Below are 13166 nucleotides of genomic sequence, written 5' to 3'. Positions count from 1 at the left end.
AGCGAATATGGAGTTTTTATGGAGTTGCCCATTGCAAGGTGACTTTCACCCCTTGACCGAGAACCCCTTGGTCGACGTTTTCAATCCGCAGCTCACTGTGGTGCAGCTTGGCCACCTGCTCAACAAAATTGAGCCCCAGCCCCGTACTTTTGACACCGTTGCCGCGAGCAAGTGAGTAAAATCGCTCAGTAAGACGCACCATGGCATACTTAGGGATAAGCGGCCCCGTGTTAAATATCGACAGCTTTGACAGGCCGTTGACTTGCCTGAGCTGCCAAGTAATCTTACCGCCTTCTTCGACAAAATCGAGCGCGTTGTCCATCAAATTAAACAGGGCCTGTTTGAAGAGAAACGCGTCCCCTTCAAGGCTCGGGTAAGGCGGTTTAGGCAGTCGGCAGGTGATGTTTTTGACACTCAGCCGTGCATCCGATGCGTCAACAATCTCGGCCAGAATCTGTTCTAAGTCGATGGGTTGTTGATGGGCCAGTTGGGGCTGTTTTTCCAGCCGAGCCAACACCAGCAATTTGTCGATCAAGGATTGCATCCGCTCACTTTCTCGTTCGATGTTCGCGGCGAAACGAGCGGCCTTTTTTGGCGTCAACGTCATCTGTAAAATTTCACTGGCGCCTTTGATCCCTGACAGCGGGCTTTTCAGCTCGTGCGTCAAGGTTTCCACATACTCTTCAACGTACTGCTTACCATCGAGCTGGGTGCGCATTTTTTCCAGTGCGTTGCTCAGGTGGCCGTATTCATAAAAAACACGAAACTTGGGCTTGGTGGCTTTCTCCCCTTCGCCCAGCTTAACCGCATATTGCTCAAGTTTATGCAGCGCAGAGTGGATCCGCCATGCAAATAGGGCCCCCGCCAGCAGAACTAAACCACTCATGGCGATCATCCAGAACAACACATGGCGTTTTGACAGGTCAATAAAGGGCTCGACAGAGCGGTTCGATTTGGCCACCGTGACGCTGCCCACGATCGCGTCTTGATAATAAATCGGCGCGGCCACGTACATCACGGTCGAGAGTGGGTCATTGGGGTCCTCGGTGGTACTGCGAGCACCATATTGGCCACGTAAAGTGCGGTAAACATCGTTCCATTGGGAGTAATCTTGACCGATGTCTTGCTGCCAAGAATCGGCGATCACGATCCCTTTTTGGTCGGTGATGTAAATTCGATGGTTCATCACCTTTTTGCCGATTTCCCAAATTCGAGCGGCTGGCTCTCTTTGTCCATAAGCGTTCAGCAGTGCCGCAAGACGACGGTTTGAACGGTCTCCGTTGGCCCACCCTTCTTCGGCCAAGACCGCGAGCAAGTTGGCCATGTCCACCAGCGTTTCTTCGGTGGTCTGACGAACGGTCGGCTTGAGCTCATCAATGATGGTGGTACTCACGGTGTACGCCGTCAGGACAACGAGGGCAAAATAGAGTGAAAACAGTCGTAGCCCCAGCGGGATTTTTGGCCAGCCGATCATCATCACCTCGCTAACTGATAGTAATAACCAAACCCACGCTTGGTGCAAATTCGCTCTGACATGTCGAGGGGTTTGAGTTTGTGGCGAATGGCTTTAATGTGGGAATCAATATTGCGTTCATAACTGGCGTGTGGCGTCATATCCGCCACCACCATCAGCTGTTCACGGCTAAGGACCTGCGGCGAGGAGCGAATCAATTTGTCTAAAATTTTGTATTCGACCGCGGTCAGACCGAGCTTGTGTGCCCCGACCTGATAATCATAGTTTTCCGGCTTTAGTTCGTCGCCAAGCGGTGTCTGGTGAGCCTGATCTCGTCCCAAGGGGTGAGACGCGGCCAAAGGCTCGACGCCGTCAGGTTGCTGGGCATCCATCGCCACGCGTGATTTAATCCGCAGCTTAACCCTCGCCAACATTTCTCGTGGGCTAAACGGCTTTGTGACATAATCATCCGCGCCAATTTCCAGCCCAACGACGCGATCGATTTCATCATTTCGTGCAGTAAGAAAGATGATCGGCAGATCGGAAAATTCACGAATCGTCTTACACAACTCGAATCCGTTGCCATCAGGCAAGCCCACATCTAAGACCAACAGGGCCGCGTGATTGTGTTGCAAAAACGCCAGCCCCTCGCCAGCGGTGGAGAACCACTTTGGCTGATAACCGTCCATTTCCAGAACGTGGACAAGGTTGTCGGCGATCGCGGCTTCGTCTTCAATAATCACCACCGTGGCGCGTTTGTTTAATGTCTCTACTTCATTCAAGGCGTGCCGCCTCCTCTCCTGTGATCAACATGGGCTGACGGCGCCACTTAACCGCCGAAAAAACGCGCTGGCCAAGTGATCTGCCCCAAGGCAATCCAATCGTAGACCGTGAAGAACACTGCGCAGATCACCGCCAGCTTGACCAATCGATACACCATCCACATCGCGGTTTCCTTATTCATATCCCGTTTTAAACACTCGTCACATTGGTGACGCGCCAGTCTAACACTAAATCATCGCCCCTGAGCCACTTAAGCCGTTATATGACGAGCTTTTGACCACTCGCAGATATTAAGTGCACATTAATCTCATTGAAAAGTTTGATATGCATTCAAGTTTAAAAAATAAAGCCCCTCCCTGAGCGCCCATTTAACCCAGCGTTAACCGGCCTTGTTTTAGCCTTTTTTCATCACCACAGCCAACCACTGACTCGATGGCGCGAGCAACTGACCGAGACAAGGACTGCCATCGCTTGCTGTCATTGAGTTCCAGACAATAGAAGGTCCATGATGAGTCGATTGATGCTATTCTTGCTTACCTTGGGGGCCGCTCTGCATGCCGCGGCCATACCGATTCCTGACGATCTCGATGGCGAACTGCGCACCTTGATCCGCCAGCACAATCTCACGGGTGACCCCAACGCTGGGCTCGATATTCCCGACGTTGACTCCCCTGAAGTCAAACTGGGCAAACGGCTGTTTTTTAGCAAGGCGCTGAGCGGCAATAAAGACGTCGCTTGCGCCAGTTGCCACCACCCGTATTTAGGGGGCGGCGATGGTTTGTCGTTACCGGTGGGGACGCTGGCGGAGGATAACGACGTCGTCGGACCCGGGCGGCGCACCCTCACTGGTGAGTTTTACATCCCACGCAATAGCCCGACCATTTTTAATGCAGGCCTGTACAAACGCAGCCTGTTTCGCGATGCTCGAGTCGAGTTCCTTGACTGGCTCGATCCGGAACAAGGCATCAGTACACCTGATGTTGCGTTCGGCGATCCTGATCCTAAAGCCGGTGACACCCTGCTGGCCGCGCAAGCGCGCTTTCCCCCTGTCACTGACGCTGAAATGCGCGGTTTTGACTTTATGACGGGGCAACCCAACCAAGCGGTTCGAGCCCATTTAGCCGCCCGAATTGGGGATTATGGCCAAGGCCAAGGGGAGCTGTTGAATAACCAATGGCGCCCACTGTTTACCGCCGCCTATGGTGAACACGATGACGCAAAAGAGCTGATCACGTTTGCCAATATAACTCGGGCCTTATCCGCTTATCAGGCCTCCATGAATTTTACCGATAACCCTTGGAATCGCTATGTCAAAGGGGATTTGGCGGCGCTCACAGAATCGCAAAAGCGCGGCGCGTATCTGTACTTATATATGCCCCCGCCACCGTCTGACGGCGGCACCGAGCCTGACTTTCTGCCCACCCAATGTATTGGTTGCCACAATACCGATAATTTCGCCCAAACCAAAGAGTCCAATTACCATCGCTTGGCGTTTCCACAAATCGGCCCCGGTACGGGCAGCGCGGGCATCGAAACCCAAGATTTGGGCCGTATGCACCGTAACGGCGAACGCGATGATATCTACAGCTTTCGCTCTGGAACCCTACTCAATATTGAAGTCACTGGGCCCTTTGGCCATGCGGGCAATTACGATACCCTTGAGCAGGTCATTGATCACTACGACGATTATCACGCTCTGCTCGACCAATACATCAATCATCAGGGTTGGTGCGAGCAACCCCAGTTTCAGGACCGCCAAGACTGTTATTCCTTATTTCCAGACACACGTGACAACACAGACTTGGCAGCGGTCATCATCGATGATGAAATCGCCGACGGTGCACCGGTGTTGAAAAAACTGAATTTATCCCGTCAGTCAAAAACCGATCTGGTTGAGTTTCTGAAAGCCCTTACTGACCCGTGTGTGAAACAAGCCGACTGCTTACAAGCGTGGTTACCTCAACCCGAAGACACCGATCCTGACGGCCTCCAACTGCACCCCAAAAACGGCCAAGGCGTGCCGCTCTATCTCACCCAGGACTGCACTGAAGGCGACGGCCTCGCCTCGGGAGCGGCATTGACGCGCGATCAGGGTCAATGCGTGTCCGGTCAGGCACACTATTTGTACTTTGATGTCGCCCAAGACAATACTCGGGTGTACCTCAGTAGCCGCGGCGGACAAGGTGCGCTGACCTTGTACTACCACCCTGAGACTTGGGCCACTGAGCGCAATGCGACGGCTCGCTCAATCGGCGAGGCCACCCAGCAAGTGCTGGTCATCACGCTCAACCAAGGCCGCCATTTTGTCAGCGCCATCGGCCAGCACGGTTATCAAGGGGTGTCACTCGCTTATGGACACCACAGCGCGCATCAAAGGCCCGAGTACCCACCTCGCGCGATCGCAGACCAATGTCAGGCACCGTCATTGGAACGGGTCCCGGTCCTGCCCCCTGCCCGTCCAGTGTGTATGACCGATGGCGACCACTATTATTTTGTTCCCATTGATCAGCCCAATGCCCGGCTGGAGATCCGCACTCAGCATGGCCAAGGCAACACCGATGTGTTTGTTGACACCGGCTGGCCAAGCCGTGATCGCTATACGTTTTCCTCTCGCAATGAGGGTAACGATGAATACCTGAGCATCGACTCGCCGCCGCTCGGGGGCCTCTTTATCCTCGCCGCCGCTGACGAACACACCCATGGGGCCAGCATTCAAGTCGATATCACCCCTCGCTAACCCTTTTCAAGAGCGGAGGCTGGTCCGCTCTTGCCTTTCTCTGCTTACTCTCCCCTTGGGCTCTTCCCTTTGCAGCACTCTGCCACAGGCGGCGATCGCTCTGCGCTTCACCGCCACAACCCCCTGTTCAGTAATGAGATTAAATTGATAAAACACTTGATAATGGGTTTGATTGTCATCTAAGGTAGTTAAGTCAGCTTATCAAATTCAAACATCCTTGGAGCAGAGGGAGAGATTATGGCGATCGTCACCATTTTTTTTAGTGGTACGGGGGCAACCTCGGAAAATCACGTCAACAAAAATTACGCCTTTGGCGAACTCATCGCGGTACTGGCAAAAAATGCCGTTGGCCAAGAGATGATTGATTACATTCAGGTTGATGGGGTCGGCAGCGGCAACCACAGCGAATGGCGTAAACACGCCAAAGATGATGTTTACGGCAAACAATTTGGTAAATTGGGCGGGCGTGGGATCGACAGCAACATGAACCACGTCCTCAATTCGCTCAAAGGGGTACCGCAAGACGATGGCGATTACCTCAGCCGAGCCAAATCTTTGCTCAGGGACATCAAACCTCAGAAGAAAGAATCGTTTTGGCATTTTGGGGTCTCTTCGGCTTACAAGAAGTACCAAATGGAATGCAAAGCCCTTGCTGGCGATCTGAAGTATGCGATGTCAATGCAGCGCGCCAACATGAGGGCCGAACGCAAAAGTAACCCGATTTCTCAGGTCAACATGATCGGCTGGAGCCGAGGCGGGGTAAGCTGTTTTGAGCTGGCCAATCGCATGCAAGACGATCCCGCGCTCAGTCATATTCCCGTCAATATTTTTGCTTGTGATCCGGTTCCTGGTGGCATGAACGCGTTTAAAAACTACAAGGCGCTCGGGCCGAATGTCCAACAAGTGGTGTGCTTGTTCGCCGAAGATGAGCGTTCAATGGCGTTTAAAGCGAGAATGCCCAGACTGCACAAATCCACCAAGTATTACACCACCATGATGCCGGGTCGCCACGGTACGCTGGTCGGCTGTTCGACCACCAGTGGCAACAAGAAAGGGGACCATCTCATCCTTGGACCGGGCAGGATCACGCGTGACTTTGCCGAAAAGGTGCTGGTCGGCTGGGGAAGTCGCATCAAACCGTCCACCATGCTCAATTTGTCCAAATCAGAAATTTTGGAGCAATACGCGCAGGTGAAGAAAAACAGCGCCCATTTTGAAAAAATGCATGCCAACGTTTATACCGTTCAAAACCGGCTGTTTTACGGCAGCGGCGACCGGATAGGCCAACAATCAGAGCGTTGGTGTGGGATCCCGATACACCGCTTCCAATTTCCCGGTATTACAAAAAACTACGGCGACGCGGTTAACCGCCATCACTATGATGTGCAAAAAAACAATATTTTTGCGATCAATGGTATTTCCGGTGCGCTGGTGAATATCCTGTAAATCTTGGCCGGAAACCCCCTTCTGGGTTTCCGATCATAAGACGCGTCAATCCGCCGCCTTGTTGGCGGTTTTTTATTCGTCATTCAGTATGTGCATGAGTGTGTCGCACAACGGGTCCAAGACATCTGCGTCTTTCCAATAGTGATTGTGTGACAACAGCGTAAACCCAGTGTTGACCTCAAGATCTCGGACACTGAGGCGGTCATGATATTGCTCATTAAGCGGCTTAAGTGGCCAGCCTAGCGCATCATCGACATCAAAGAAATTCCACCATTCAAAATCGCGGTTAGGTCGTTGGATCGCGTGGATCTTGTCTTGCTCAAGCCCAGACACAAACAAGGGCATATTATTGCCCGTGCTGAACCAGACCCTCAGTTTGCTCAGGTTGGCCATCGCCGCCTCTACATTTTCTCCACCGGGCGCAAACAACCCTCTCTCATGTTGAATATCCCAGATGTAATTCGACATCACCTGATTCCCAAGCGATTGCGCCACCACGACAAATACACCGTCATCGTCCAGTGCCTTGGTCACCGCATTGATTTGCTCATGCACACACCTTGATACGCGCAAGCCGATACTGTCAGGCTCACGATAATCCTGAATATTGACCGCATCACTGAACGAATGGAGCATAAATTGGCGTACCCTAACCGCGTCCAAATCATGGGCAGACGACATTCTCTGCCACAGCGATTCTTGATTGGCTTGCATCGCTTGGTGATAGTAGACCGGCTTCACCAGCATCTCGCCGCGGCCTCGCCCTAAGCGCTGTTCAATTCTTGACATCAAGGGCTTGTAATAATCCGTGGGTTGATTGCCCATACCATGTAATGTCACTATGCCCAGTTTATTGGCCATTATGCACCTCCTTTATTATGCAATCAGAACCCTACACAAACTGACGCCAACATAAGGTGATTCAAGCCACATATCCGCTAAGGCGGGCGTTGAAGGTGTCAGATTCACAACGTTTCATGCTCTCCGCTCAAGGTGAGTGAGGTGTTGACGAAATCCGGGCATCTTTGGCGGTCTCGTTCAAAACCCCATTGATGGCGCCTGTGAGTTGGGGTGATTGAACGTACCTTTAGAGTCAACATGGATTTTAAATGAATCTAGTTGATTTTATTTACAGTTTTTATGATTTCGATTTAGTATGTCTCCCCCCACCGCAAAAAAGGAAAGTTCATGCTTAAGAAGGCCTTGGCATGTTTAATCGCCACTACTATTAGCCAAGTTCACGCCGCGCCCTACCACTGCCAAAAGGAAAAACTGTTTAACGATCCGCTCGTTCGTTTACCGATTGCGGTTAAATTTGGTTGTTTAGATAAAGCCAAAGAATTTATCAAACTGGGCGACAACCCTGATAATCGAGATTTGTACAACATCACGCCTCTGATGCATGCGGCTCGAGGACATAGCGCCACCACGATGCTTCAACACCGAGGAGAGAGCCCCTTACTGATCACAGATTTGATCAAGGCGAAAGCGCAACTCAATTTAGTGGATAACGATGGTGTAACGGCGCTGATGTATGCCGCCCTCGAGAATAATGCTTATGTGGCCGAGAAACTGATTGCCGCTAAGGCCGATCTCAATGTGCAAGATCATTCGGGCATGACGGCCATGCTGTACGCCAGCACACAAAGGGACGCCGCCATTGCAGAGCAACTGATTGATGCGAACGCTGACTTAACGATTCAGGACGATCATCGAGGCTGGACAGCCCTCATGTATGCCAGTCAAAAGGGGCGGATTGAGATTGTAGAAAAGCTGATTGCAGCCAATGTGGATCTTGATATCAAAGACAATCAGAGCGCTGCGCGTACGGCCTTGATACTGGCAAGTTACAGCGGAAAAATTGATGTTGTTGACGCGTTACTGAAAGCAAAGGCGAAAACCTATATACGGGATTCGACGGGCTATTCCGCTTTAGATTATGCAAAAATAAACAACAGTCGCAAAATAGTGGCGCTTTTTAGCCAATACAGGCAATCCATTGATATCAAAAACTTGCCAGTCGAACCAGAAATTTGTCGTCATACCCGCACTCAACAAGAAAAACCTGCGCTCATTTATGCGGTTGACAATGACTGCGCCCAGACAGTAAAAACATTGTTAGCGGAAGGCGCAGAGACTGAAGTCACCAATCAGTATGGTCGAACGGCTCTGATGGCCGCCAGTTTACAGCGCCATGCCGTCATTGCCAAATTGTTGATCGAGGCAGGGGCAAACGTGAAAGCGTTGTCTAACGGTGGAAGTACCCCTATTGGTGAAGCCGCAAGAGCAGGCGCTGCCGAGATTATTGAGCTACTCGTACAAGCAGGGGTTAATATCGAGACGCTTAACAAAGATGGAGAAACCCCGTTAGTGGCGGCGAGTCTCTACGGGTGGCCATCGGCGATTGAAACACTGCTTAAACTCGGGGCCAACACAAGCGCTACCGATCGCCATGGTCGAGAGCCTATTTTTATCGCCAGTGCCCGTGGTCACCTCGAAGCAGTCAGAGAATTTCTCAATGCCAAGGTGGATATTGATCGACAAGATGCTGACGGAAGAACCGCGCTTATGGACGCCAGTGATCGTTCAAAATCGGATGTCGTGAGAGCGCTGATTAAGGCAGGAGCCGACACCGGGCTCAAAGATAAAGAAGGGGACACCGCGATATCCTTAGCCCGAACGCGAACAAATAACCCAATGGTAATGAGATGGTTAGCAAACGCAGAGTATGTAAAGCTCTATCCGAAAATTCAAGAGTTGGTGGTGGCCAGTACGCCCTTATCTGATCCAAAACTTTCCGCACTGATGGATCAGGTGGTCAATCTTGCGCCGAGGCAAAGACGCAGTCGTTTTTCCTCTCGCTACCTGCAAGATCGAGAGGGGTTATCATCCTTACCTCATGATCCAAACGAATTTCAAGACTACTACTGGTGGTAAGCGTCGATTCAAGGCGCGACCACTGGGGGACAGGCACGGCTTCAGTTGGCACAGGAAATGCGAGGTCGTGCTCGATGAGGCAATCTTAGTGGTGAGTGATGGCGTGATCATCAAGGTCGAGAACGGTATAAAAATGACCCTACAGATGACGCTGAACACAGCGGGTGTAATGCAAGAATACAATGAGTTTGAAAGGCAACGCATTAACTCGTTTAGCCGCGTAAGCAAATCAGACGTTTCTTAGCGTCTTTTTAGAGTGTCTGTCCCTTTAATTTCTTTCCTTTAATTTCTTTAATTTTTTAGTCCCTTTAATTTTTTTGCTTTAATTTTTTTAATTTTGCAAAATCTATGTTCATACCTTGGCCCGTAACTCATTTCGGGGCATTTCTGCGTTACATGCCCCTTCAGCACGTCTCTGGACATAAGTTTGTCAGCTACATTACTAAATTAGAATATAACGGATTAATTGAAGTATGGAAAAGTAACGCCTTACTAAGAGGCAAGTAATTGTTGGCTAAAATTTGGAGCGAAGCGGAATCGAGCCAACGATTACGAGTCCGGCTTGAGCAACTTGTTAAGGTTTAGCTCACTCAAATACTTTGACAATACAGAGTACTTATTTAAATGGTCGGCACAATAAGCCGGAAGTACATACAAGTTCATTTCAGCCGCCAAAATAAACATTTTGTGGCAGTCTTCTTGTTTTTTGTATTTAAAGTGGATTGTCCAATTATCTTGAAACCACAAGTCAACACCTAAGTCATAAAATACTATGTTTGGACAATACACATCATCAAACAAATTAGAGATATACTCACCTACTTTTGGACTCTCAACATAACGAGAGAACTGTAGACGCTGCTTCGTATTCCGTCCGACATACTTATACCGAATAGGTTGTTCTATATCGCAAAGTTTGGACAAGAAAGTTTTTATACGTTTATCCCACTCTAGTTTTTTTTCGCTTGTCGCTTCGTCAATAATACTGAATGAGTCAGTTTCATAAAGCCAATGATCAAAAATTGTTATGGCAGCCCATGAGAAATCTTCTTCTGTGCAATCTTCATTGTACTTAAGAAGAAACGAAAACTTCTCAGACAACTGATTGTTTTCTTTCTTTGGAATATTTCGAAACTTTCTCATAAGAACCTTAACGCCGCATTAAGCGGACAAAAATAGTGAGTTAAAATGTGTAGCGAAGCGAAACGTAACCCACTGTTTTTGTTCAGTTTAAATGCCTTGTTATAACTACGTTACTCTGAACCACGCCATTTGGTAAGCGCAGGAACTACATTGTATTGATCTTTGAAGTTTACTATTTGTCTTTCTGTAAAAGAATCTGGTCTAAATCGAATACTGTTTGCAAGTTCGTTAATATAACTTTTGCCACTAGCTTTATATTGAGAAATTTCGGCATGAGACAGCTCAATTTCAAGCATAAACACGCCTACAGTCCCACAAACAACAGAAAGTAAATAGTCTTCCCTACTCTGAAAAAGTAACCAAGACATATATTCTTCATCTAAAACAACCACATTAGCTCCAGTAGTTATAACATTATTAATAACAGGCAGTCTCGTTTTTCTACCTGCCCGACTTTCGATTAATTTATCATAACCCACTAAAAATTAGAAAAAAATACATCGAGATTTGTACTCTATCCTCACATAAAAACACGCTGGCATGTTATCTCTTTTTAACAATGCGTGTTATCCAAGATGGGAAAAGCACAAGCCTTTAAGAAACAATAATTTACAAAACCAACCATCGGCAAAGCAAGACCAAGCACTCAATAAAACATGCCACTTTTCCATATTCAAACTTAATAAACTGTATATATATACAGACAAGAAAGTAAAGATGGTAAGTAAATTATCCATGAACTTGATATTAGATTTTGTAGGTAAAACGCACGCCCCTAAAATGTGTAGAGCATTTGATCTAACAAGAAATGGGGCAAAAGTTTGTTAGTGATTTTGCTAAATTAGAAAATAATGAATAACTACAAGTATGGAAAGTCGCTTAAATTGGTGTCCAGTCTCTCTGGTGCAGATCACATCAGAAGGATCGGTCAACCGATCCTTATCTGATTTACATTGCCTCATTCGAGGGGCTTTGATGATCTTAGTCATACTTCAAGGATGCCGTTCTATTGATAATGGATTGGACAAACATATCGGTACACTTAGGGGTAAGCGGTAGACTTAATGATGGCTCTGTTATCTCAAGTTCTAGTAACAGAGGCTGACCATTTTTATCCTCTATAAAGTCTAACCTTGCGTACAAAAGTGGTTCACTAAGACCTAAGCTGCTCTGAGCCAAGTTCAAAATCCTAATCGCTAACGCCTTCTCTTCATCACTTGCTTCTTTTATTTTGCGATATTCCATATCAGGGGTTTTAGTCTCTCCATGTTGCGACAGTAGAGCCTCCTTTTTTATGGCATGCGAGTATGTATTATTGAAATAAATCATATTCGTTTCACCGTGCTCTTCTATAGTATGAAGATATGGTTGAATAATGACACCTTTATCGAGTTCCAATAAGTAGGTTACATGTTTGCGTATTTTGTCGATGTCTTCGACAGAAAGTCGAACTACACCAAACGAGTATGCGCCAATAGTGGGTTTGATCACTATCTCCTTAACATCCCAATCGCAGTTCTGAATTCTATCCAATGCATGGTGTATTTCAGTTTCTGAGTAAATGATTTCAGTTGGTACGATTGGAATACCTTGTGCCTCTAGTTGCTTCAAATAGCTCTTGTTTGAATTCCATTCAATAACCGACACAGGGTTGAGCAGAACTGAATTCTTTTCAATGTTTTGGCAGAACTCAATAAATGGCTGTATTTTCTCCATGTAAGTCCACGGTGAACGTAACACGACTGCGTCATACATAGACCAGTCAGGGTTTGACTCGTCCCAAAAAACCACATCTGCTTGAACTTCAGTGTTCTTAAATGCATCTGTGATTAAAGGCATATCGTAGTCGACTGACAGACTATCGCTATCAGATATTAAGGCGACCTTCTTTTTTGCGTTCATTTAACTATTCCTTTTACTACCACGGGAGAACGGATTTCATATGAACAAACTGACCACTCATTGCATTCTCAGTATCAAGCGCAATTTCAATCGCAGTGATAGCGCCTTCCTCTGGTGTAAAAACACCATCGCCATCGTTCAAATCAGTTTTCGTATAACCTGGGTGGACACTATTAACAGTGATCGAAGTCTCTCGAAGCTCATAGGCAAGATGAGCTGTCCAAGAATTTAAAGCGCTTTTTGAAGCACTGTAGGCTGGTAAAGATTTGAACTCGTCAGAATAAGTGTATGAAGTACGATCACTATGTAGGGTTATCGAGCCCAAAAGACTCGATACATTGAGAATTTTCCCGGCCTTTGAGCGCTTAATTAAAGGCAAGAAACTGCATGTTACACTCACTGCGCCAAACAAATTTGTATTAAAAGTTTCCCACCATTGCGCGAGAGGTTGTTCAGAAGGAAGCTTGCCATACTCTTCCACTCTTATAGCGGCGTTGTTAATTAGTATGTCTAGCTTTCCAAACATACTTTCAACATGACTAGCTGCTTGTTCAATTGACTCATGGTTAGTGATATCCATTGGCAAGCAATAAGCATCAATACCTTGCTCTTTCAAGTCGGCGACGGCTTGTTTGGTTGCTGGCACATTTCTACCAGCAAGAAGTACTTTGTGGCCTGCATTACCAAGCTGCTTAGCAATTTCAAAACCAATGCCTTTGTTAGCTCCTGTGATGAGCGAAATCTGAGAATCTGACATGTAACCTC

General features: G+C 47.9%; 12 protein-coding genes. 4 read left to right on the top strand and 8 right to left on the bottom strand.

Annotation, left to right across the window (positions count from 1 at the left end; all coding sequences use genetic code 11):
- Positions 1-16 precede the first annotated feature (16 nt).
- Genes creC through HLM86_RS20330 form a run of 3 tightly spaced genes read right to left on the bottom strand, consistent with a single transcriptional unit; the run spans position 17 to position 2417 of the window.
- Entirely contained in the window at positions 17-1477 is a 1461-nt protein-coding gene (creC, locus tag HLM86_RS10960) for a two-component system sensor histidine kinase CreC (RefSeq protein ID WP_390226271.1), read from the bottom strand.
- The gene (locus HLM86_RS10955; protein ID WP_170882832.1) at positions 1477-2235 is read right to left on the bottom strand and encodes a response regulator; all 759 of its coding nucleotides are present in this window, start codon (positions 2233-2235) and stop codon (positions 1477-1479) included. The genes creC and HLM86_RS10955 overlap by 1 nt, the downstream gene beginning before the upstream one ends.
- 47 nt (positions 2236-2282) lie before the next feature.
- On the bottom strand, positions 2283-2417 hold the full coding sequence (locus tag HLM86_RS20330) for a hypothetical protein (protein WP_281249538.1): 135 nt from the start codon (positions 2415-2417) through the stop codon (positions 2283-2285).
- 324 nt (positions 2418-2741) lie between these two features.
- Between HLM86_RS20330 and HLM86_RS10950 the strand changes: the two genes are divergently transcribed.
- Positions 2742-4973 (top strand): cytochrome c peroxidase, encoded by a 2232-nt coding sequence (locus HLM86_RS10950; RefSeq protein ID WP_170882831.1) that lies wholly within the window; start codon positions 2742-2744, stop codon positions 4971-4973.
- A 237-nt stretch (positions 4974-5210) separates the two neighbouring features.
- A complete protein-coding gene (locus HLM86_RS10945) occupies positions 5211-6419 on the top strand; it encodes a hypothetical protein (protein ID WP_076590369.1) in 1209 nt (402 codons plus the stop codon).
- 72 nt (positions 6420-6491) lie between these two features.
- On the opposite strand, the gene HLM86_RS10940 is transcribed toward HLM86_RS10945, so the two are convergent.
- A complete protein-coding gene (locus HLM86_RS10940; protein ID WP_170882830.1) occupies positions 6492-7280 on the bottom strand; it encodes a hypothetical protein in 789 nt (262 codons plus the stop codon).
- Positions 7281-7607: 327 nt separating this feature from the next.
- On the opposite strand from HLM86_RS10940, the gene HLM86_RS10935 reads away from it, so the two are divergent.
- On the top strand, positions 7608-9356 hold the full coding sequence (locus HLM86_RS10935; protein WP_170882829.1) for an ankyrin repeat domain-containing protein: 1749 nt from the start codon (positions 7608-7610) through the stop codon (positions 9354-9356).
- A gap of 67 nt (positions 9357-9423) precedes the next feature.
- A complete protein-coding gene (locus HLM86_RS10930; protein WP_170882828.1) occupies positions 9424-9600 on the top strand; it encodes a hypothetical protein in 177 nt (58 codons plus the stop codon).
- Positions 9601-9905: 305 nt separating this feature from the next.
- Here HLM86_RS10930 and HLM86_RS10925 read toward each other — a convergent pair whose 3' ends face one another.
- The 4 genes from HLM86_RS10925 to HLM86_RS10910 form a co-directional block, all read right to left on the bottom strand.
- On the bottom strand, positions 9906-10499 hold the full coding sequence (locus HLM86_RS10925) for a hypothetical protein (RefSeq protein WP_170882827.1): 594 nt from the start codon (positions 10497-10499) through the stop codon (positions 9906-9908).
- Between the two features lie 110 nt (positions 10500-10609).
- Positions 10610-10891 (bottom strand): hypothetical protein, encoded by a 282-nt coding sequence (locus tag HLM86_RS10920; RefSeq protein WP_076588893.1) that lies wholly within the window; start codon positions 10889-10891, stop codon positions 10610-10612.
- A 589-nt stretch (positions 10892-11480) separates the two neighbouring features.
- Positions 11481-12401 carry an ATP-grasp domain-containing protein gene (locus HLM86_RS10915; protein ID WP_170882826.1) on the bottom strand — a complete coding sequence of 307 codons (921 nt, stop codon included), beginning with the start codon at positions 12399-12401 and terminating at the stop codon, positions 11481-11483.
- Between the two features lie 16 nt (positions 12402-12417).
- The gene (locus HLM86_RS10910) at positions 12418-13158 is read right to left on the bottom strand and encodes an SDR family oxidoreductase (RefSeq protein ID WP_170882825.1); all 741 of its coding nucleotides are present in this window, start codon (positions 13156-13158) and stop codon (positions 12418-12420) included.
- Between the last annotated feature and the right edge of the window lie 8 nt (positions 13159-13166).

This window comes from Vibrio ostreicida, from assembly GCF_013074385.2.
Taxonomy (GTDB): domain Bacteria; phylum Pseudomonadota; class Gammaproteobacteria; order Enterobacterales; family Vibrionaceae; genus Vibrio; species Vibrio ostreicida.
The sequence above is the reverse complement of the archived record's forward strand: the minus strand, read 5'-3'. Positions and strand labels throughout refer to the sequence as shown.